Here is a 21336-nt window from a genome sequence, read left to right as displayed (position 1 = left end):
TAGGATGAGAATCGTTTGACGCGATAGCAGGACCCTGTGAAGGGGCAGGATGTTGTCGTCGCGCATGCCGGAGCGATACGCGAAGGTGGGAACATGGGGGCGGAGCGCCGGAGTGCGCGCACGGTGGCGCCGGAACTGTCAGGGGAACTGCGGAGGCTGCGCAAGGCCAGCGGTCTGACCCTCGCGGCCCTGGCTCGCCGCACCAGCTACAGCAAGTCGTCCTGGGAGCGTTACCTCAACGCCAAGGCCCTGCCGCCCGAGCAGGCCGTGACCGCGTTCGCCGAAGCCACCGGGGTTCCTCCGGAGTCGCTGTTGGCTCTGCGTGCTCTGGCGGAGCGGTCAGCGGGAGCCGGGACCGAACAGGGGGACCAGGAGCGGCCCGAGGGCGAGAGCGGCGACGGGCGCGGTGACGCGCAGGCCGGGGTGCGGGGCGACGCGCAGAGCGAGGCTCCGGCCCGCGCGCGGGGTGAGGCGCGGGGCGACGCTCCGACCGGGACGCGGGACGAAGCCCCGGCCCAGACGCCGGGCGCGGGGCGGTCCGGAGGCGAGGCAGTGACGTCGGCTCAGGCCGAAGTCCCGGCCCCGGCCCCGGGGACGGAAGTGACGCCCGGCCCGCCGCCGAGGGCCCGGCGGCGCCGGTGGCCCTGGGCAGCCGTGATCGGCGGCGTCGCCGCGCTCAGCTTCGCCGCCGGGTTCGTGGCGGGCTGGCTGCCCACGGGGAGCAGCGAGGCCGCGCAGGCAGGGGATCTGCAACTGCCCGGCTGCACCGACTTCGAGTGCCGGTCGAAGGACCCGCAGCGGCTCGGCTGCCACGTCGGGGTCTGGACGGCGGCGGCCGAGAAGGTCGACGGCGCGTACGTGGAGTTGCGCTGGAGCCCCGCCTGCCGGGCCGCGTGGGCCCGGGTCACCGATGCGCAGGTGGGGGACGTCGCGCGCGTCGTCGGTCCGGACGGGGGGACGCAGGAGCGGGCGATCAGCTACGACAGCGACACCTACTCGCCGATGGTGGAGGCGCCGTACCCGGCGGCGGTCCGGGCCTGTGCGGAGCTGTTGGACGGGCGCGAGATCTGCACGCGCCAGGGCGGGGCGTCGCCGCTTCCGGTGGAGCCTGAGGACGAGTCGGTGCGCGACGGCTGACCCGCTCTCACCGGAAGGCGGCGCCGAGGACGGGGGCGGCCGCGGGGCCAAAGGCGCCTGGCCACCCCCGTTCCCCTCAGTAGTACGTGGCGTCCCAGTGGCTGCCTTCGTGGGCGTAGACGTTGCCGGAGGCGGACTCGTACAGCGCGGCGCCGTCGGAGCGCGTGCCGAGGTAGTCGAACGTCCCGGTGACGTAGTCGCTGACGCAGGAGTACGGCGCGAAGTCGATCTTGTAGCCGTTCCAGTGGCTGTAGGTGCCGCTGGCGTGGCCGGTCTCGGTGCCGCCGGTGATGTGGACCGTGCAGCCGCTCGCCCGCTGGAACGCGATGACGCCGTCGGCGCTGGTGCGGCGGAGCTGGTCGAACGAGGTGCAGCTGCTGTTGTACCGGTTCGAGCAGTTGCCGGAGGAGGACCAGGAGATGCCCGCGCTCTGGAACATGGCGGCCGCCTGGGCGTGCGTCAGCTTCTCGTCGGTGCCGCCGGAGCCGGACCCGGAGGCCAGGGCGCGCCAGGTGTCGGGGCCGACGATCCCGTCCACGGCGAGCCCCTGGTCGGACTGGAAGTCCCGGGCGGCGGAGTCGGTGCCGGGGCCGAAGTCGCCGTCCACGACCAGGCCGTAGCCGTACTTGTTCAGCATGACCTGCGCGGCCTTCACCGCGCTGCCGTCGTGGCCGCCGGAGACGGTGACGACCAGCTCGGGCCAGGTGTCCGGGCCGACGTACCCGTCGGCGGTGAGGCCCTGGTCGCTCTGGAAGCTCTTGACTTCGGCCGTCGTGCCGCTGCCGAAGACACCGTCCGCGGCCGTGCCGTAGCCCTGCGCGGTGAGCAGGTGCTGTACGGCGGTCACGTTCGGGCCGGTGCTGCCGCTGCCGACGACGGGCCAGTCGGCCGCCTGCGCGGTGGGGGAGGAGAGCAGCGTCGCGAGTACGGCGGTCAGTACGGCGGCCACCACTGCCGGGAGGCGTCTCATGCGGACTTCTTTCTTTCTGGTTCTTCGGAACGCGGCTCAGTGTCGTTGACCCGGACCGGACCGCCGCCGTCTCCATGGCAAGGCGGGAAAACGCGGGATGAAGATCTTGATTCGTAGGCTCTGACCAGCAAAGACGTCCACTCTCGCGGGACGGTGACGGGACATGGGACACCGCGGGACGGGATGTCCACCGCCGGGACGCGTCCCGCGAGGGGGCGGACACCGGAGTATCGACAGACTTCTGTGAAGGTGAGGGTCGTTTGACCGTCACAAGCTCGCGAAAACCACCTGTACGTTCCTCACGCCGCGTCCGCTCCGCCCAACGGGTGTGAGCGGACGTGCCGTTCGCCCACCTCAGCCACGCGTACCGCGCCCGTCCAGCCACCGGGCGCGGGCCCCGCCGCGGCCCACGGCTGTCGCGCCCGACGGGGAGAGGTGGCGGCACGTCCACACACCGCCGGCTTCGCCGGTACCGCGGTCCGCCCTGCGCGGACCCGTCCGTCGACGGACCAGTCCCCACCGATCCAAGGGAGTTGCTGACCCCCTCATGGCACACACATCAGCTTCGAGACACCGGCTCAGACGGGCGGCGGGAGCGCTGCTCTCGGTGGTGGTCCTCGCCGTCGCCGTGCCGGCGGGCACCGCCGCGACGACGGAAGTGGCCTACGCGGACACCTGCTTCACCTGGGACCGCACGCTCAACCAGGGCATGTCCGGCGCGGACGTGACCGAACTCCAGATCCGCGTAGCGGGCTACCCTGGCTACGGCAGGACGCTCGACATCGACGGCGAGTACGGCCCCGCCACCGCCCAGGCCGTCAAGCGTTTCCAGAGCGCCTACGGGCTGGCCGCCGACGGCATCGCCGGCACGGAGACCTTCGACAAGATCTACGAGCTCCAGAGCGCCGACTGCGCTCCCGCCCACTTCACCTTCAGCGAGCTCAACACCTGTAACGCCGACTACAGCGGCGGCAGCGTCCCCGCCACCGAGGCGCGGGAGAACACCAAGCGCCTGATGTGGAAGCTGGAGGCGCTGCGCCACTCCCTCGGCGACCAGCCCATCACCGTCACCGACGGATTCCGCTCAGCGGACTGCAACACGGCCCAGGGCGGGGAGGCCGACAGCCGCCACCTGTACGGTGACGCCGCCGACCTGGCCGCCGACCCGCACGAGCTGTGCACCCTGGCCGAGCAGGCCCGCAACCACGGGTTCAACGGCATCCTCGCCCCCGGTGAGGCCGGCCACGGCGCGCGGCTGCACCTCGACGGCCGCGCCGACCGCACCTGGACGGCGCCCGCGTGCGCCACGACCGACTTCGACGGCGACGGGACCCAGGACACCGCCATCGCCGACCCGGAGGCCGCGGTGTCCGGGACGAACGGGGCGGGTCTGGTCCGGATCGTCTACGGAGACGGCGGCACCGCCGAGCTCTCCCGCGGCTCCGCGAGCGTCCCCGGCGACCCGCAGCCCGGGGAGGGCTACGGCAGCGCGCTGGCGGTCTACGACGAGAACCGGGACGGCTACGACGACCTGGTGGTCGGCTCCCCGTACGCGGACGTCGCGGGCGAGGCCGACGCCGGAACCGTGCACGTCGTCTACGGCAGCGCCGACGGGCTGGGCGCAGGCGAGGCCACACGTGAGCTGACGCAGGGCCAGGGCGGCGGCAGCATCGGCGGTGCGGCGCCCGAGGCGGGGGACTGGTTCGGCTACGCGCTGGCCGCCGGCGAGACCGCTCAGGGCGCGCCCTACCTGCTGATCGGCGTACCGGGCGAGGACCTCGGCTCCGTCGTGGACGCCGGCCACGCCCACTACCTGAGCGGCACCGTCAACACGGGCGTCAACCAGGACAAGCCCGGGGTCCCCGGCATCGTGGAGGCGAACGACCGCTTCGGGTACGCGGTGGCGGCCACCGGGCACCACCTGGCCGTGGGCGCGCCGGGCGAGGCCATCGGTACGGAGACCTTCTCCGGCGGTGTGCAGCTCCTCGGCCACACGATCAACGGCGACGGCATCCCCACCCCGCTGGCGGGCGTCGAGCAGAACACCGAGGGCGTCGGAGGCGCCGCGGAGGCGAACGACCGCTTCGGCGCGGCGCTGGCCATGACCACGTACCGGCCCGCGGGCAGCACCTCCGCCGGCCGCTCCCTGCTCGCCGTGGGCGTGCCGGGGGAGGAGGTCGCCGGGGCCGAGGCCGCGGGCCGGGTCGTCCTGCTGGAGGTGACGGCGTCCGGCGGCGTCCAGCAGCGGGCGGAGCTCAGCCAGGACGTCGCGGACGTGATCGGTGACAGCGAGGCGGGTGACCAGTTCGGCCAGCACCTGGCGATGGCCAACCTCGCACCGGGCGCGGCGGACAGCGCCGAGACCGTGACCGTCGCCGTCGGCGTGCCCGGCGAGGACCTGGCCGGCATCCGCGACACCGGCGCCGTCCAGGTCTTCCCGATGACGGGCGTGCCCGGCGCGGGCGACCAGTGGATCCAGGCCGGCCGCAAGGGCCTGCCGGGACCGTACGGCCTGCGGGAGTACGTCGGTTCCAGCCTCCACACCACGACCGACCACCTCTACGTGGCCACCCCCTACGGCACGGCCGAGCGGCACGGCGTCCACGCGCTGCCCTGGAGCAACGTGCTGGTCGGTGGCACCGAAGCCGCCGTCTCGTGGAAGCCCGGGGAGGGCGGACTGCCCGCCGAGCGGCAGGCGTTCGGCGCGGTGGTGCGCTGATGCACGACCACAGGCCAGGCGATGACACCGTGACGACCCGGGAAAGCACTCTCGTGACCAGACCCAGACGAAGCGGCGGCCGCAGACGCGGACGCCTCGGCGGCACCGTACGCATCGCGTTGACCGCCGCCACCGCCCTCGCCGTCCTCGGCACCGGTATGACCACGCTGCCCAGCCAGCAGCCGGTCGCCGAGGCCGCCGCCGACGCCGGGGTGACGGACGCCGAGCGCGAGGCCCGCGCCGAGGCGGAGAAGAGCGGCAAACGGGTGGAGGTGACGGCCCTGCGGCAGGAGAGCCGCAAGGTCTTCGCCGACCCGGACGGCACGTTCACCGCCGTCGAGTACACCGAGCCCGTCCAGACCGTGAAGGACGGCGCCTGGGTGGACGTCGACCCCACCCTGACCCAGCGCGAGGACGGCGGGTGGTCGCCCAAGGCGTCCACCGTCGAGCTGGAGTTCTCCGACGGCGGCGACGGCCCGTTCGCCCGCATGCGCAAGGCGGGCCGGGAGTTCTCGCTGACCTGGCCGGGCGGCAGACTGCCCGAGCCGAGCGTCGAGGGCGACACCGCCACCTACACCGACGTGCTGCCCGGTGTCGACCTGCTCGTGCGGGCGGAGGTCGACGGTATGGGGCACTTCCTCGTCGTCAAGACGCCCGAGGCGGCGCGGAACCCCGCGCTGAAGCGGATCGAGCTGGGAATGGGCACCCAGGGGGTGAAGGTCGAGGAGAACGCCTCGGGCGCCCTGCGCATGACGGACTCGGCGGTCGGCGGCACGGTCTTCGAGGCCGGCCAGCCGGTGATGTGGGACTCCGCCGCACCGCGGACCACCGCCACGTCTCAGCCCGCGGCGGCCGAGAAGCCCGCGACCGTCCCCGCCGCGCCGAAGACGGCTGCGGCGACCGCGGCGACCACGGGAGAGACCGGCAAGGTGGACGGGGCCGCCGCGGAGGCCGCGCTGCGCGGCCCGGGAGACGGTGGCCGGACGGCTCCGGTCGACGTCGAGGTCGGCAAGGGCGAACTCGCCCTGATCCCCGACCAGAAGCTGCTGGGCGGCAAGGACACGGTCTTCCCCGTCGTCATCGACCCGATCCAGAAGACCGCCAGCCGCTCGGCGTGGACGAACGTCATGTCGGGCAAGCCCTCCGCGCAGGCCTGGAAGTACTCCGGGAGCCAGGGCGTCGGCAAGTGCCCCACGGACTACAACCCGGTGGGCTGCAACGGCGTCGGCGTGCGCCGGGGGCTGTTCACCATGCCGGTGTCCGCGTTCCAGGGCAAGCAGATCATCAAGGCCACCTTCTCCGCCCGGGTCGCCCACGTGTACTGGGCCGACGCGAGCGCCGAACCGATCCGCCTCTACCGGATCGGCGGGAAGAACTACAAGGTCACCTCCTCCAGCGACTGGTCCAACACCCACGACGACTGGGACGACCACCTGGCGACGGTGGACAAGAAGATCTCCCCGACGTCCTGCTCCAGCCAGGCCAACCTCCACTTCGAGGGCGGCGAGCTTACCGACGAGGTGCAGGCGGCGGCCGACGGCGACTGGTCATCGCTGTCGCTCGGGCTGCGTGCCGCGGACGAGAGCCGGGTCGCGGAGTGGAAGCGGATCTGCGGCAACGCGTATCTGTCGGTGCAGTACAACACCGTCCCCAGGCAGGTCGACCACACGCTGATGTCGTCCGACCCCGGTGGGGCCTGTGTCTGGGGCGAGGGCCGTCCCTACGTCGAGCGGCCCCCCGTCCTGCGGGCCGAGGCCCGCGACCCGGACCACTCCTCGTCCCACACGGACAAGGTGAAGGTCCAGTTCAAGCTGGCGTGGCAGGACGCCTCCGGCACTGACCAGTCGTACACCTACGACACGGTCTACAAGGCACCCAACCCCGGGACGACCTTCGCCCACGAGGTGAAGGAGACGATCCCGGAGAACACCGTCATCTACTGGTCCGCCCGCGCCTACGACGGCGACGCCTGGGGCGGCTGGAGCAGCGACGGCACCCCGCAGCGCTGCGAGTTCGTCTACGACACCTCACGCCCCGGCGCCCCGATCGTGGACTCCGAGCAGTACCCGGACGACGGGATCTGGCACCACGGCGTCGGCACCGCGGGAACCTTCACCTTCACCCCGAACCCCGACGACGCGGGCCCCGACAGCGACGTCGTGGAGTACCGCTACGCCTTCGACGGCGAGCCCATGCAGAGCCTCGCGCCCGAACAGGCGGGCGGCGCGGTCTCGGTGACGTGGACCCCGCAGTCCGCGGGCCGGCACTGGGTCACCGTGGAGGCGTACGACAAGGCCAACAACTCCAGCACCCGGGCGCAGCACGAGTTCCTGGTGACCGACGGCGAGCCGGCCGCCGGACAGTGGAACCTGGCCGACGCGCCGGGCACGCCCGACGCGCACGACGAGTCCGGCCGCCACCCCGCCACCGTGGGTGACGGCGTGACCCTCGGCGTGCCGGGCCCCGGCAGCCACGCGGACTACGCCGCCCGGCTGGACGGCACCGCCGGCGCCTACCTGGACGCGGGCAACTCGGTGGTCGACACCGGCAAGGGCTTCACCGTCAGCGCCTGGGCGCGCCCGGCCTCCCTCGACCGCGACATGACGGTCGTCAGCCAGGACGGCACCGGCGAGCCGGGCTTCGTCCTCGGCTTCGACGCCGCCGCCGGCAGCTGGACCTTCTCCACCCCGGTCTCCGACATCGACTCGCTCGGCCGGTGGGAGGTCAGCGCCGGGGTCACCCCGGTCCTGGACCAGTGGGTGCTGCTGACCGGCGTCTACGACCCGCACGCCACCGGCGGCCCCGAACTGCGGCTCTACGTGAACGACCAGGACCGCGGCAGCGCCCGCCGCCACTCGTCCTGGACCTCCTACGGTCCGCTGCAGATCGGCCGGTCGCTCGACCGCGTCGGCTACCGGGACCACTTCCACGGTGACCTGGCCGAGGTGCGGGCCTTCACCCGCGTGCTGCCCGCCGCACAGGTGGCCGAGCTGATGACCGTCAAGGCGCAGCGCAAGGGCTACTGGATGCTGGACGGCGCGACCGACGGCGCCTCGCCCAACGTCCACGAGGGCGGCGGGCCGCTGAACCTGGCCGGGAACGCGGCGATCTACCAGCCCGCCGACCCGCTCTTCGACGAGGCCGCGCTGGTCGGCGACGGGCACCTGGAGCTGGACGGCACCGGCGCCTACGCGGCCACCGGCGCCCCGCCCGTCGGCGGCGACACCAGCTTCACCGTCGCCGTCCGGGCCCAGCCCACCACGCTGGACCCGGCCCAGTCCCAGACGGTGATCTCGCTGCCCGGCGCCGCGGCCGACCGGTTCGCGGTGCGCTACCAGGCGGCCACCGGACAGTGGGAGCTGGAGGTGGCCGAGGAGGACGCGGCCACGGCGTCGACGGTGAAGGTCACCGACGACCAGCAGCTGCCCACCACGGGCGGCTCGGGCCAGCATCTCGCCGTCGTCTACGACGCGTTCGCCAACGAGCTGCGGCTGTACGTCCAGGGCCAGCTCGCCGACACGGCGATCGCCACCGACGACACGCTGTGGGCGGCCACCGGCGGCCTGCAGGTCGGCCGTTCGGCCACCGGCGGCGGCAGCGAGTACTTCGCGGGGGCCCTGGACGAGGTCCGGGTCTACGCGGGCGCCGCCGACCCCGTCGCCGTCCGGCACATGGCGTCGCTGACCGCCACGCCGGACCTCTGACGCGGCCCGGGCGGGCCGGAGCCGTCACCCGACGGTCCCGGCCCGCCCGGCCGCCGTCCCCCTCTCACGCAACGCCCTGCACAGGCAGACTCAGGGAGTGGAAACCCAGTGAAGTCCTTCAGAGGACGATTGCTCACCCGGCGCATACCGCGCCGCGCGGTGGGCCCGATCGCGATCGGGCTGAGCCTCGCGGTGACGACGGGGCTGGTGCAACTCGTCTATTTCGACGACTCCGGCGACGGCCGGCCCGACGTCCAGGACCTCGGCGACCCGGCCGAGGGCAGGAACGCCGAGGCGAAACCGCGCGGTTCCGACCCCGCGCGGGACGCCGCGGTCACGACCCTCGGCGACGCCGACTGGCCCGAGGCCGCCAGCGCCACCGTCCGGGTCGGTGCCGGGAACGGTGACCCCACCGTGATCGGCGGCCTCCCCGTCACCGTCACCACCGCCGACACGGACGCGGCCGACCCGGCCAGCGTCCGCGTCTCCTCCCTGGGCCGCGAGCAGGCCGCCGAGACGGGCAGCGCCGCGCTGCTGAAGGTGACCCGCACCGACGGTGAGGCGGACGCCGCGCCCGTCGAACTCTCCGTGAATTACAGCGAGTTCGCCGAGGCCTACGGCGGCGGCTACAGCGCTCGGCTGCGGCTCGTCGAACTCCCCGAGTGCGCCGTGTTCGCCACCCCGGGCAGCGAGAAGTGCCCCGACCTCCCCAAGCCCCTGCCGACCCGCAACGACACCGGCGAGCGCACCCTCACCGCGACCGTCGAGGCGCAGGGCGCCGAGGACGGCCTGTCCACCCAGGCCGTCGAGCCCACGCCCCTGCTGGCCGTCAGCGCGGGCGACTCCTCCGCGCAGGGCGACTACAAGGCCACCCCGCTCTCGCCGTCGGCGGAGTGGTCGGTGGCCAAGTCCTCCGGCGGGTTCTCCTGGAACTACCCCTTCCGGACGGTCCCGACCCCGGGCGGGCTCAAGCCCAGCATCGGGCTGAGCTACTCCTCCCAGGCCGTCGACGGCCGCACCTCGGCCACCAACAACCAGGGCTCCTGGATCGGCGAGGGCTTCTCCTACGAACCCGGCTACATCGAGCGCCGCTACAAGCCCTGCAAGGACGACGGGCACGACAACTCGGCCGAGCAGTGCTGGGCGTTCGACAACGCCACCATCATGCTCGACGGCGCCTCCGGTGAGCTGATCAAGGACGACGACACCGGCAAGTGGCACCTCACCGGCGAGAACGGCGCCCGGATCGAGAAGCTCACCGGCGCCACCAACGGCGACGACAACGGTGAGCACTGGAAGGTCACCACCACCGACGGCACCGAGTACCACTTCGGCCTCAACCGCCGTCCCGGCTGGTCCTCCGGCGACGAGGTGACCAACTCCACCTGGACGACACCCGTCTTCGGCGACGACTCCGGCGAGCCGTGCTACGACGCCACCTTTGCCGACGCCCACTGCAAGCAGGCGTGGCGCTGGAACCTGGACTACGTCAAGGACACGCACGGCAACGTGATGTCGTACGTGTACGGCAAGGAGACCAACCGCTACGCGCTGAACGGCAAGACCGACGTCAACGGCACCGCCTACACGCGCGGCGGCTACCTCAAGCGCATCGACTACGGCCAGCGCGACGGTGAGGTCTTCACCAGCGACCCCGCGGCCCGCGTCGTCTTCACCACCGCCGAGCGCTGCCTGCCCACGGCCGACTTCGACTGCGCGGCGGGCAAGTTCACCGAGGACAACGCCGCGCACTGGCCGGACACCCCGGTCGACCGCTACTGCAAGGCCGACACCAAGTGCGACGCCAGCCAGGCATCGGCCACCTTCTGGACCCGCAAGCGGCTGACCGGCATCACCACCCAGATGCACACCGGCGACGGTGCCTACCAGGACGTCGACGCCTGGACGTTCACCCACCTGTTCACCGACAACGGCGACGACTCCAAGACGCTGTGGCTGTCGAAGATCGACCACGCCGGCAAGGTCGGCGGCGAGTCCGCGCTGCCCTCCCTGGAACTCCAGGGCGAGCAGCTCGTCAACCGTGTGGACAAGGACGGCGACAACATCGCCCCCTTCCACCGCTTCCGGCTGAGCAACGTGCTCACCGAGACGGGCACCCAGCTCGACGTCAACTACGCACCCACCGAGTGCACCGCCGACGCGCTGCCCGAGCCCGGTGAGCATACCAAGCGCTGCTACCCCGTGCGCTGGGCCCCGCCCGGCTACATCGACCCGATCACCGACTGGTTCCACAAGTACGTCGTCGCCGAGATCATCCAGACCGACCGCACCGGCGGCGCCCGCGACCTCGTGACCCGGTACGACTACCAGGGCCCGGCCGGCTGGCGGCACGGCGAGAAGGACGGCATCACCGACGAGGAGATGCTGACCTGGGACCAGTGGCAGGGCTACGGCAAGGTCACCGTCACCAGCGGCGACGGCCAGACCATGCCCACCCGGATCGACTACACCTTCCTCCAGGGCCTCGACGGCGACAAGAAGCCCGGCGGCGGCACGCGCACCGAGACCGTCACCGACTCCACCGGCAAGACCTACACCGGGCACAAGGAGTACAGCGGCTTCGAGCTGGAGGCCGCGACGTACGACGGCGGCGAGGTGGTGGCCAAGACCATCTCCGAGCCGTGGAAGCACGTCACCGCCACCCAGACCAAGCCGTGGAAGACGACCGACGCGACGATCGTCCGCCCGCGCGTCAACCGCGGCTACAAGCTGCTGTCCGACGGCAGTTGGCGCGAGACGAAGGCCACCACCACCTTCGACACCTCCGTCCGCACCGGACGTGCGACGGAGATCGAGGAACTGGGTGACGTCTCCACCACCGAGGACGACACCTGTACCCGCATGTGGTACGCGGACAACCCCGCGCAGAACATGTACGAGCTCCCCTCGCGCAGCGAGAAAGTGTCCGTCGCCTGCTCGGCCACCCCGGACCGCGCGACCCAGGTCCTCGCGGACGAGCGCACCGCCTACGACGGCGGCGCGTTCGGTGACGCCCCCACCAAGGGCGACCCCACCACGACCGAGCGGCTGACGTCCCACGACGGCACCACCGCCACCTACCAGGAAACCGGCACCACCGCGTACGACGCCTTCGGTCGTCCTACCTCCCAGACGGACGCGGGCGGCGCGACGACCACGACCGAGTACACCGACGTGGGCGGTCTGATCTCGCAGACGAAGGTCACCAACGCCCTCGGGCACGTCACCACCACCGACTACGCCCCCGCCTGGGGCCAGTCCAGCGGTCAGACCGACCCCAACGGCAAGCGCACCGACCTGGCCTACGACCCGATGGGCCGCCTGGTCTCGGTGTGGATGCCGGACCGGGCCACGTCCCAGACCCCGAGCATCAAGTACTCCTACGACGTCCGGGCCGACAAGCCCGTCGCGGTGAAGACCGAGAAACTGGAGATCGGCGGCACCTACGGCGTCGAGTACCAGCTCTACGACGGCCTGCTCCGCCCCCGGCAGAAGCAGACCGAGGGGCCCGACGGCACCCGCATGGTCGCCGACGCCCACTACGACGGCACCGGCAAGGTCTGGAAGACCACCGCCACCTACAACGCCCTCGGCGCCCCGTCCTCGGAGCTGCTGCTGGTCTCCGACGGCGAGGTCGGTGCCCAGACGCTGTCCGAGTACGACGGCCTGGGCCGCCCGACGAAGCAGACGTTCGCGGTCGCCGGGGCCGAGCAGTGGAGCTCCACCACCACCTACGACGGTGAGTACACCCACGTCGACCCGCCCGAGGGCGGCGTCCCCACCACCACCGTCACCAACGCGGCGGGCCAGACCACCGAGATCCGGCACTGGGACGGCGACACCCCGAACCCGGGTGGCGCGGCCGGACCGGGCAACGGCTACGACCTCACGTCCTACACCTTCACCCCGGCCGGGAGCCTGGAAACCGTCACCGACGCCCAGGGCAACACCTGGAGTTACGAGTACGACCAGCTCGGCCGCAAGGTCAAGAGCGTCGACCCGGACGCGGGGACGGCCACGATGGCCTACGACGAGCTGGACCAGCTCGTCTCCACCACCGACGCCCGGGGCACGAAGACCTCCACGGTCTACGACCAGCTGGGCCGGGCCACCTCCACCTGGGAGGGCGACCCGGAGACCGGCACCAAGCTGACCGAGACCCGCTACGACAAGGCGGGCTGGCTCGGCAAGCCGTACGCCTCGCTGCGCTACGTCAACGGCGGCAGCGACTACTTCGCCTCCGTCGTCCAGTCCGTGGACGAGTACTACCGCCCGCTGAAGACCGCCTACCAGGTCCCCGACTCTGAGGGTGCCCTCGGCGGCGTCTACACCTTCACCGAGAACTACAACCGCGACGGCACCCTCCAGAGCTCGGGCATGCCCGCGGTCGGTGGCCTGGAAGCGGAGACCCTCACCTACGACTACGACGAGCTCCAGCGCGCGTCCAGCATGTCGGTGAACAACGTCCCCCTGGTCGAGGAGAGCAGGTACTCGCCGACCAGCCTGCTCCAGCAGCTCACCCTCAACATGGCGGGGGACGAGACGTTGTGGCAGACCTTCTCCTACGAGAAGGGCACCGACCGGCTGACCCGCTCACAGCTCGACCTGGGCTCGCAGGAGCCCCCGGTCCGCTCGGCGGACTACGCCTACGACCAGGTGGGCAACATCCTGTCCATCGCGGACTCCGCGGGCGCCTTCCCCGACGTCCAGTGCTTCGCCTACGACACCGGGCGGCGTCTCACCGAGGCGTGGACCCCGTCGGCGGACGCCCAGACCGCGGTGGGCTCCGGCACCGTCGGCGGCCAGCTGGGCGGCACCAGCCCGACCGCCTGCGACGCGTCTCCCGGCACGGCCCCCCTCGGCGGCCCGGCGCCCTACTGGACGTCGTACACCGTCGACTCCATCGGCAACCGCACCCAGGAGGTCCACCACGACGCCGGTCTCGACCCGGCCCAGGACGTCACCCGCACCTACACCTACGGTGAGGGCGACGCTGGCCCGCACGCGGTCACCAAGGTCGTCGAGGACGGCCCCACGGTCGACCAGCAGTTCACCTACGCCTACGACGCGACCGGCAACACCACGCAACGCGTCATCGGTGGCGACACCCAGACCCTGGAGTGGAACGCCGAGGGCAAGCTGAGCAAGTCCACCGAGGCGAGCGGCGACGAGGCGACCTACGTCTACAACGCCGGCGGCAGTCGCGTCCTGCGGCGCGACGCCACCTCGACCACGGTCTACCTGCCCGGCATGGAGCTGCGGCTGGCCAACGGCTCCACGACGGTCGAGGCCACGCGCTACTACTCCTACGGCGGCCAGACCGTCGCCGTTCGCACGGACGACGGCAAGCTGTCCTTCCTGGCCTCCGACCACCAGGGCACGGCCCAGTTGGCGGTCGACTCCGAGACCGGCCAGGTCGCGCAGCGCCGCTTCAACCCCTACGGGCAGAAGCGGGGCACGCCCACGGGCACGTGGCCCGGCGAGAAGGGCTACGTCGGGGGCACGATCGACAGCCAGACCGGCCTCACCCACATCGGGGCACGCCAGTACGACGCCGAGCTGGGCAAGTTCATCTCGGTCGACCCGATCATCGACTACACCGACCCGCAACAGGTCAACGGCTACGCCTACGCCAACAACAGCCCGGTCACCAACTCCGACCCGTCGGGTCTGCTGTACATCGGGATCGGTGCGGGCTCGGGGTATGCACCGATGCCGATGGACTGGTGGAGGAACAAGAGCAGCAACAGCGGCCCTACGGAGGATGAGAGAGACGCCCAGCGAGACGTCACCCGGACCCAGACCCAGTACAACTCGGCCCGGCAGCAGACGATCGACGCGGCCGCGGAACTTGTCGAGATCGCCAAGGACGTCCTCGGCATCAACGCCGCGATGGACTGCTTCTCCAGCGGTGACCTGGCGGCGTGCGGCGAGACGGCACTCAACATCGCAGGCAGTTTCGTCGGCGGCTTGGCGGGCAAGATCCTCGCCAAGTACGGCGCACCCTGGCAGTGGGCCAAGGGCGCACGCATGGTCAAGCGTGTCTGGGGGCTGCTGGGCGACCTGACCTCCGGCGTCAAGGGGATGTGGAAGCACTCCAAGGCGCTCAGCAAGGCCAAGGACAAACTCGCCGCGGCCAAGAAGCGAGCGAGGGACAACCGGTCCTCCAGGGGCGACGAACCCGACAGCCCGGACCGCCCGGACAGAGCTGAGAGTCCGGACGGCCCCGAAGGCGGTAGCTGCCCCGCCGGCAACAGCTTCGTCCCCGGAACCCAGGTCCTGATGGCCGACGGCTCCACGAAGCCGATCGAGGACGTCGAACTCGGCGACAAGGTCATTGCCACCGACCCGGAGACGGGCGAAACCGAAGTCGAGACGGTCACCGCGGAAATCACCGGCTCGGGTGCCAAGAACCTCGTCAAGGTCACCATCGACCTCGACGGCGACCGGGACGAGGAGACAGCCTCCGTCACCGCGACCGACGGCCACCCGTTCTGGGTCCCCGAGCTAAGCGAGTGGCTCGATGCCACCGACCTCCAGCGCGGCCAGTGGCTCCAGACCAGCGCGGGCACCTACGTCCAGATCACCGCGGTCCAGCGCTGGACCCAGCAAGCCACGGTCCACAACCTCACCGTCAGCGACCTCCACACGTACTACGCCCTGGCGGGCGCTACGCCGGTCCTGGTCCATAACTGCGGCGACATCTACGATGACCTTCTCTCAGAAGCACGGGGACGCGGTCACGAAATCGACCCGAAGGACAAGCGAGGGCAATACGAGTATGCGGGACGCGCGCTTGAGAAGCACTCAGGGCCAGGGCGTAGATCCTACGTTCCTGGTAGGTGGCCGGTTCCTGAGGGGAAGCGTAACCCGCAGGCGTGGAACGCCCTTGGCAGGCAGGTGCAGGATGAGATATTTGCCAGCCTCGACACGGTAGAGCACTACTACTCACGAAAGTACAAGAGTAGCCTTCTGGAGCTGCGAAGCACTGATCGCAGAGGAATCAGGTATTGGGTCACCGATGGAAGGCTCGGTTTCATGGGTTTCCTCGACTAGGAGCGATTTCGTGGATTTCGACAGTCATCCCGGATGTGAAATTCAAGTCGTGGAGTTCTCGCCGGTTGATTCGGATGAGATTATTATCGAGTTTCGCTCCAGGGATGATCGTGGTGTCATTGTGGAAATCCTTGAGGTTTTCCGAAGGGAAGGGTCCGAGGAGTTGCTTGTACGGCTCGTTGATCAACCTGTGAGTGCCAAGCTCGTGCAATGGGCAATTGAGGAGGCGGCGAAGAGGTTGGTCTGACCGGACTAGTCATTGCCGGGTGTGTTGCTTTTGTTGTGAGCGACACACCCGGCTTTATTTTCAGGATGCAGGGAATGACGCCCTGGCGGAGGAAGCTGCGGAGGCGGTGGGTGAGGTTGGTCGGGCCGTCGGGGTCAATGGCGTCGGCGCTGCAGGGCTTATAGCTCGTCGAGGGCGACGAGGCCGTCTTGGACGGCTCTGGCTATGAGGTGGGCCTTGGTGCGGGCTGGGCGGCCTGCGTCGGCGTACTTGACGCGGATGCGGTCGAGGTACGTGTTGACCGTGCGTACGGATATGGCGAGCGCGGCCGCCACCTCGGTCTTTGAGTCCGACTGGAACCATTCCAGGAGGACTTCCACCTCGCGGGGCGCGAGCATCGGCCGACTTGGTTGGGAAGCGCCGCCGAGCGTGGCGGCAAGCGCCGGTGAGGTGTAGGGGGCGCCCTCGGCCGCAGCGAGGGTGGCTTCCACCAGGTGGCGTTCCCCCTCGGCCTTGGTGAGGAAAGTGAACGCGCCGAGGTCGAGGCTGGTCTGGGCCGCGGCCTGACTGTCCTGCGGGGCGTAGACGATCACTTGGCGGTCCTGGGCGACCAGGGTCTTCAGCTCCTCGTAGGCGAACCGCCCCGGGGACAGGTGCAGGTCGAGCACGACGACGTGGGCCTCGCGGCCCGGTCCGGCCAGTGCCAGCGAGACGTCGCCACCCTTGGCGCACACCGTGATCGGCTTCCCGGAGGCCGCGTACCAGGCCTCGAGCCCCGCGAGGGCCACGGGGTGGGCGTCGAGAAGGGCCACCCGCACTGTGTCACCGGGCATCATGACGCCCCTTCACCTCGCTGCGAGCCTCAAGTTCTTAGGGGAACCTACCTGTCGCCGGTTCCAGGCGCCGAACGATCGGGTCACCCCGCGAGGTCGAGGGGCCGGGGGCCGCCACGGGACGCGCGGCGGTAGGCGCCGGGGGCTTGGGCGTAGGCGCGCTTGAAGGCCTTGGCGAAGGCGTACTCGGAGCCGTAGCCGGTGCGGGCGGCGATGGTGGCCAGGGACGCCGGGGACTCGCGGAGCAGCTGCGCGGCACGGGTCAGGCGCCAGCGCGTCAGGTACGCCATGGGCGGCTCACCGACGAGGGCGGTGAAGCGGCGGGCGAAGCCCGCGCGGGAGAGGCCGACCCGCGCGGCCAGCCCTTCCACCGTCCACGGCGCCGCCGGGTCCGCGTGGAGGGCGGCGAGGGCCGGGGTGATGGCGGCGTCCCGGAGCGCTGCCGCCCAGCCCTCGGCGGACTCCGGCGGCTGGCCCTCGTACCAGGCCCGCAGGATGTACAGGAGCAGCGAGTCGATGAGGGCCGGGACGATCCCGGCCGCCCCGATGCGGGGCTGGTCCAGCTCGGCGCGCAGGAGCCTGACGGCGGCGGCGAGGTCGGCGTGCCGGCCGTCCGCCGTCGAGAGGTGGACGAGCTCGGGGAGTTGGTGCACGAGCGGGTGCGGGCGGGACTGGTCGAGGTGGTAGTTGCCGCACAGCAGGCTGGTGGGCGGGCCGTCGCCGCCGAGGGTGACCGTGCCGAGCGGCGAGCCCGGGGTGAACCGGCAGTCGTTCTCGTCCTGGGCCGGGGTGCTGGGGTGGTCCGCCAGGATGTGACCGCGCCCGTCCCGCAGGAACACGACGTCACCGGTGTCGAGGCGGACGGCCCCGGAACCGCGTGCGCCCCGCAGCGGCACCAGCCAGCAGGCGCCCGACAGGACGACGTGGAACCCTGCACCGGCCACCGGCGGCAGGCGCAGCCCCCAGGGAGCGTGGCCCGTCGTGCGGACGGAGGCGGGCGACCCCGTCCGCATCGATCCCAGCGCCTCGGTCAGGATGTCCACCCGTCCGCCCCCTTCGTCCCCGCCGCCCTTCGTCGGCGCGAGTGCCCACGATAGGCCCGTCGGCCGGGAGCCGGCCCGGCCGGGGGCCGCCGACCGTGGGGTCGTGCGGCGCCCGGCCGTCCCCCGACACAGGCCCGAGTCGTCACGCCACGGTCAGGACGACCTTGCCGCGGGTGCGGCCGGAGCCGACCAGCTCGTGGGCCCGGGCGGCCTCCTCCAGCGGTACCGTCTCGGAGACGTGGGGGCGGACGAGACCCTTGTCGATCAGGACGGCGATCGCCTCCAGGGAGGCGTAGTCGGGCTCGACGCTCACCCCGGCGAAGCGGCGGCCCTCCGCCTCGACGCGGGCGGCCAGCTCGGTGTTCCAGTGCTCCATGATGCTGACGAGCGTCCCGCCCGGCCGCAGGACGCTCAGCGAGCGTTCGCCCTCGGAGTTGGAGTCGAGGACGGCGTCGAGGCCGGACACCGCTTCGGTGAAGTCGGTGGTGCGGTAGTCGATGACCTCGTCGGCGCCCAGCTCCCGGACGAAGCCCTCGTTGGCGGCGCTCGTCAGCGCGATGACGTGGGCGCCGTGGGCCTTGGCGATCTGGACGGCGAAGTGGCCGACGCCGCCGGCCGCGCGGTGGATGAGGACGCGCTGCCCCTCACCCAGGGCCGCCGCGTCGACCAGGCCCTGCCAGGCGGTCAGCGCGGCCAGCGGCACGGAGGCGGCGGCCACGTGGTCGAGGGAGGCGGGCTTGCGGGCCACCTGACGGGAGGGGACGGCGACGTAGTCGGCGTACCCGTTGGCGGCCCGGGGGAAGAAAGGCATGCCGAAGACCTCGTCCCCGGGGCGGAACCGGGCGCCCGGGCCGACAGCCTCGACGACACCGGAGATGTCCCAGCCCACGCCGAACGGGGGCTCGCCCAGCAGCGGAAGCATGCCCGAGCGGACGGCCACGTCGACGGGGTTCACCCCGGCGGCGTGGACCCGCACGAGCACCTCGCCGCCGAGCGGGGCGGGCTTGTCGGTCTCGGCGACCTCGAGGACTTCCGGTCCACCGAAGGACTTCTGCACAACAGCACGCATGACGACGACTCCTCAAGAGTTCGGGGTGGTTGACGTCTTCGACTCTAGAAAGATCCGTTGAGCGGATGAATATCCATGGGCCGCGAAAAAATGTCTCATCGTCTACCTGGTGCCCGGACGGAGTGGTTGGGGGTCTCTTGCTCGGCAACTACCCTGTCCCGCCAGGGTGGTTGCCGAGGAGGGGAGGGGCTCGTGGCTGCGCGGGCAGGAGCGGGGGCGTCCGGGGGCGGCGGTCGGGGAACGGGGCCCGGGCCGGGGCCGGGGCCAAGGTCGTCGGGTGGATCCTCGGCACCGTCGCGGCGGCGGTGGTGGTCGGCTTCGGGGTGAGCCTGCTGGGGCAGACCGAGCCGGACTGCGTGCCCTCGGAGACGGTGCGGTGCAACGTCGTCATCGACGGGCGGGTCGTCGGCGAGGCCGACGCGTCCGACGCCGACGGCGAGCGCGTGCAGAACGTCCTGATCGCCATCGCCGTCATGACGCTCGGCGGCGTGCCGCTCGGCATGCTGCTCTGGAACGGCTACCAGGTGCTGCGCCGCCACCGTCGGGCCTGACGCACCCACGCGGCCCCCGGCGCTCGTCCGGCGGAGTGGATGCGGGGTAGGGGCCCGCCCCCGGGGGGCTGGAACGCGCCGACGCACGACCGCCGCCGCCTGCTCGGCATCCTCGGCCGGGACGGACGCACGGGCCAGCCCTGGTGCTCCGGCCGGGGGGTCGGGGCCGGGAGACAGGACGGGCCGGGCCCGAGGGCCCGGCCCGCCAGGGGTGCTACGGCGTCACTTCACGTTGACGGCGGTCCAGGCGGCCTCGACGGCGGCCACCTCGGTGCTGCCGGCGCCGTAGAGCTGGGTGGCGGCGGTCACGGTGGCGTCGCGGGCGTCCGCGTAGTCCGTGCGGGACGTCATCTGCTCGGTCAGGGCCTTGAACCAGATGGTGGCGGCCTTGTCGACGCCGATGCCGGTCACCGTCGAGCCGTCGTAGGTGGGGCTGTCGTAGGTCACCCCGTTGACGGTCTTCTGCCCGCTGCCCTCGGCGAGCAGGTAGAAGAAGTGGTTGCCGATGCCGGAGGAGTAGTGGACGTCCACGCGCCGGGCGTCGCGGCTCCAGTAGTCCAGCGAGTTGCCGTCCTTGCTGGGCTGGTCCATGTAGCGCAGGGGCGTGCCGTTGCCGCGGATGTCGATCTTCTCGCCGACCAGGTAGTCGGCGGGGTCGGCCGGGTTGGCGGCGTAGAACTCGACCGCGGCGGCGAAGATGTCGGACGTGGCCTCGTTGATGCCGCCGGACTCGCCGCGGTAGATCAGGCCCGCCGTGTGCGAGGTGACGCCGTGGGTCATCTCGTGGGCGGCGACGTCCAGCGAGGTGAGCGGCTTCTCGTTGTTCTCGCCGTCGCCGTAGGTCATGCAGAAGCAGGAGTCCTGCCAGAAGGCGTTGACGTAGGCGTCGCCGTAGTGGACGCGGCTGGAGGCGCCGACGCCGTCGCCACGGATGCCGTCCCGGCCGTGGACCAGCTTGAAGTAGTCCCACGTGAGCGCGGCGCCGTAGTGGGCGTCCACGGCGGCGGTCTGGGGGTGTTGCGGGGTGCCGTCGCCCCAGAGGTTGTCGGCGTCGGTGAAGACCTGGTTGCCGTTGTCCGCGTCCTGGGTCTGGTGGCCGCCGCGGACGGTGTCGGTCATGGTGTAGGAGCCGGACGTGCCGTCGGTGTCGACGGGGACCTCACCGACGTACATGCTGTCGCCGCTGCCGGTGCTCTTGTGCACGCCCTGCCACTCGGCGAGCGTCTTGCCATTGCGGGCGTCGGTGATGACGTGCAGCTCGCTGGGGGCGCCGTCGTCCTGCAGGCCGCCGACGACGGTCTCCCAGGCGAGGACGGCCTTCTTGTCGGTGGCCCAGACGACCTTGCGCGGGGCGACGCTGCCCTCGGCCTGCGGGGTGGCGGGCCTGTGTTCCTCGGCCGCGCGGGTGGAGGGCACCGTGACGCGGGCCGAGACGGCCTTGGTCACGCCCTTCTTCTCGCCGTCGGCGTCGCGGTGCACGATGAGGTCGCCGCCCAGGACGGGCAGGCCGTCGTAGGTGCGGGCGTAGCGGGTGTGGGTGGAGCCGTCGCGGTTCTTCACGACGCTCTTGACCTCGAGCCCCTCCTGCGCGCCGAGGCCGATCTCCTGGGCGGTCTTCGCCTTGGCGGCCGGGGAGTCCGCGGCGCGGACCAGGTCCGTGTAGGCGGAGGCCGACAGGGAGGCGGGCATCGCGCCCTTGTTCAACCCGTTGGTGTCGCCGGGCTCGGCGCCCGCCGTTCCCGCGGTCAGTCCGGCGGCGACGAAGGCCGCGGTGACGGCCAGAGCGGATATCCGGTGCTTCCTGTTGGTGAATGTCACCCGGTGTTCTCCTCCTGCGTGGGGGCCGGAAAGCAGGCGGCCGGGGGAGCCGCCGGTTCCAGGCAGAACGGGTTGTGAGCCGCGCCCCTCGAACTGTGGTCCGGGGCGCGGGGGAACACTGCCACGCAGTCGTGTTCATGTCATCGGGAAAGCGCGAATTGACGCGCGTTGACTCGAGGATTTGACCGTTCAGTGAAGGAAAGCGTCCGA

At 71.5% G+C, this 21336-nt stretch carries 11 protein-coding genes and 2 pseudogenes; 7 read left to right on the top strand and 6 right to left on the bottom strand.

Translation table 11 applies throughout. The features are described 5' to 3' along the window. The first annotated feature begins 93 nt into the window (after positions 1-93). Positions 94-1137 (top strand): helix-turn-helix domain-containing protein, encoded by a 1044-nt coding sequence (locus tag O7609_RS05325; protein ID WP_269733752.1) that lies wholly within the window; start codon positions 94-96, stop codon positions 1135-1137. A gap of 76 nt (positions 1138-1213) precedes the next feature. Here the strand turns inward: O7609_RS05325 and O7609_RS24565 are convergent, their stop codons facing one another. Both O7609_RS24565 and O7609_RS24700 read right to left on the bottom strand, forming a co-directional pair. Next, positions 1214-1774: a peptidoglycan-binding domain-containing protein gene (locus O7609_RS24565; RefSeq protein ID WP_443072228.1), complete on the bottom strand. Its 561-nt coding sequence runs from the start codon at positions 1772-1774 to the stop codon at positions 1214-1216. A gap of 75 nt (positions 1775-1849) precedes the next feature. Further along, positions 1850-2107, bottom strand: a pseudogene (locus tag O7609_RS24700) (peptidoglycan-binding domain-containing protein); the annotation flags it as partial. A gap of 547 nt (positions 2108-2654) precedes the next feature. Between O7609_RS24700 and O7609_RS05315 the strand changes: the two are divergent. From O7609_RS05315 to O7609_RS05295, 5 genes and pseudogenes are all read left to right on the top strand, one after another. Then, positions 2655-3410 (top strand): annotated as a pseudogene (locus tag O7609_RS05315) (D-Ala-D-Ala carboxypeptidase family metallohydrolase); the annotation flags it as partial. A gap of 63 nt (positions 3411-3473) precedes the next feature. Beyond that, the gene (locus tag O7609_RS05310) at positions 3474-4826 is read left to right on the top strand and encodes an FG-GAP repeat protein (protein ID WP_269744311.1); all 1353 of its coding nucleotides are present in this window, start codon (positions 3474-3476) and stop codon (positions 4824-4826) included. A 53-nt stretch (positions 4827-4879) separates the two neighbouring features. Then, on the top strand, positions 4880-8530 hold the full coding sequence (locus O7609_RS05305; protein WP_269743143.1) for a LamG domain-containing protein: 3651 nt from the start codon (positions 4880-4882) through the stop codon (positions 8528-8530). 108 nt (positions 8531-8638) lie between these two features. After that, positions 8639-15586 (top strand): polymorphic toxin-type HINT domain-containing protein, encoded by a 6948-nt coding sequence (locus tag O7609_RS05300; protein ID WP_269743142.1) that lies wholly within the window; start codon positions 8639-8641, stop codon positions 15584-15586. 10 nt (positions 15587-15596) lie between these two features. Next, the gene (locus O7609_RS05295; RefSeq protein ID WP_269733748.1) at positions 15597-15833 is read left to right on the top strand and encodes a hypothetical protein; all 237 of its coding nucleotides are present in this window, start codon (positions 15597-15599) and stop codon (positions 15831-15833) included. Between the two features lie 158 nt (positions 15834-15991). Here the strand turns inward: O7609_RS05295 and O7609_RS05290 are convergent, their stop codons facing one another. From O7609_RS05290 to O7609_RS05280, 3 genes are all read right to left on the bottom strand, one after another. Then, positions 15992-16645 carry a LuxR C-terminal-related transcriptional regulator gene (locus O7609_RS05290; RefSeq protein ID WP_269733747.1) on the bottom strand — a complete coding sequence of 218 codons (654 nt, stop codon included), beginning with the start codon at positions 16643-16645 and terminating at the stop codon, positions 15992-15994. Positions 16646-16728: 83 nt separating this feature from the next. After that, on the bottom strand, positions 16729-17688 hold the full coding sequence (locus tag O7609_RS05285) for an AraC family transcriptional regulator (protein WP_269743141.1): 960 nt from the start codon (positions 17686-17688) through the stop codon (positions 16729-16731). A 142-nt stretch (positions 17689-17830) separates the two neighbouring features. Then, the gene (locus O7609_RS05280) at positions 17831-18757 is read right to left on the bottom strand and encodes an NADP-dependent oxidoreductase (RefSeq protein ID WP_269733745.1); all 927 of its coding nucleotides are present in this window, start codon (positions 18755-18757) and stop codon (positions 17831-17833) included. A 305-nt stretch (positions 18758-19062) separates the two neighbouring features. Here O7609_RS05280 and O7609_RS05275 point away from each other — a divergent pair, with 305 nt between their 5' ends. Beyond that, positions 19063-19308: a hypothetical protein gene (locus O7609_RS05275; RefSeq protein WP_269733744.1), complete on the top strand. Its 246-nt coding sequence runs from the start codon at positions 19063-19065 to the stop codon at positions 19306-19308. Between the two features lie 222 nt (positions 19309-19530). Here the strand turns inward: O7609_RS05275 and O7609_RS05270 are convergent, their stop codons facing one another. After that, the gene (locus O7609_RS05270; RefSeq protein ID WP_269733743.1) at positions 19531-21126 is read right to left on the bottom strand and encodes a M4 family metallopeptidase; all 1596 of its coding nucleotides are present in this window, start codon (positions 21124-21126) and stop codon (positions 19531-19533) included. Positions 21127-21336 lie beyond the last annotated feature (210 nt).

Source organism: Streptomyces sp. WMMC1477 (genome assembly GCF_027460245.1).
In the GTDB taxonomy this organism is placed as follows: Bacteria; Actinomycetota; Actinomycetes; order Streptomycetales; family Streptomycetaceae; genus Streptomyces.
The sequence above is the reverse complement of the archived record's forward strand: the minus strand, read 5'-3'. Positions and strand labels throughout refer to the sequence as shown.

What these genes read in the sequence shown, in the direction of transcription:
- O7609_RS05325 (WP_269733752.1), top strand. Translation starts at nt 94, where the DNA reads ATGGGGGCGGAGCGCCGGAGTGCGCGCACGGTGGCGCCGGAACTGTCA.
- O7609_RS24565 (WP_443072228.1), bottom strand. Translation starts at nt 1,774, where the DNA reads ATGCTGAACAAGTACGGCTACGGCCTGGTCGTGGACGGCGACTTCGGC.
- O7609_RS05290 (WP_269733747.1), bottom strand. Translation starts at nt 16,645, where the DNA reads ATGCCCGGTGACACAGTGCGGGTGGCCCTTCTCGACGCCCACCCCGTG.
- O7609_RS05280 (WP_269733745.1), bottom strand. Translation starts at nt 18,757, where the DNA reads ATGCGTGCTGTTGTGCAGAAGTCCTTCGGTGGACCGGAAGTCCTCGAG.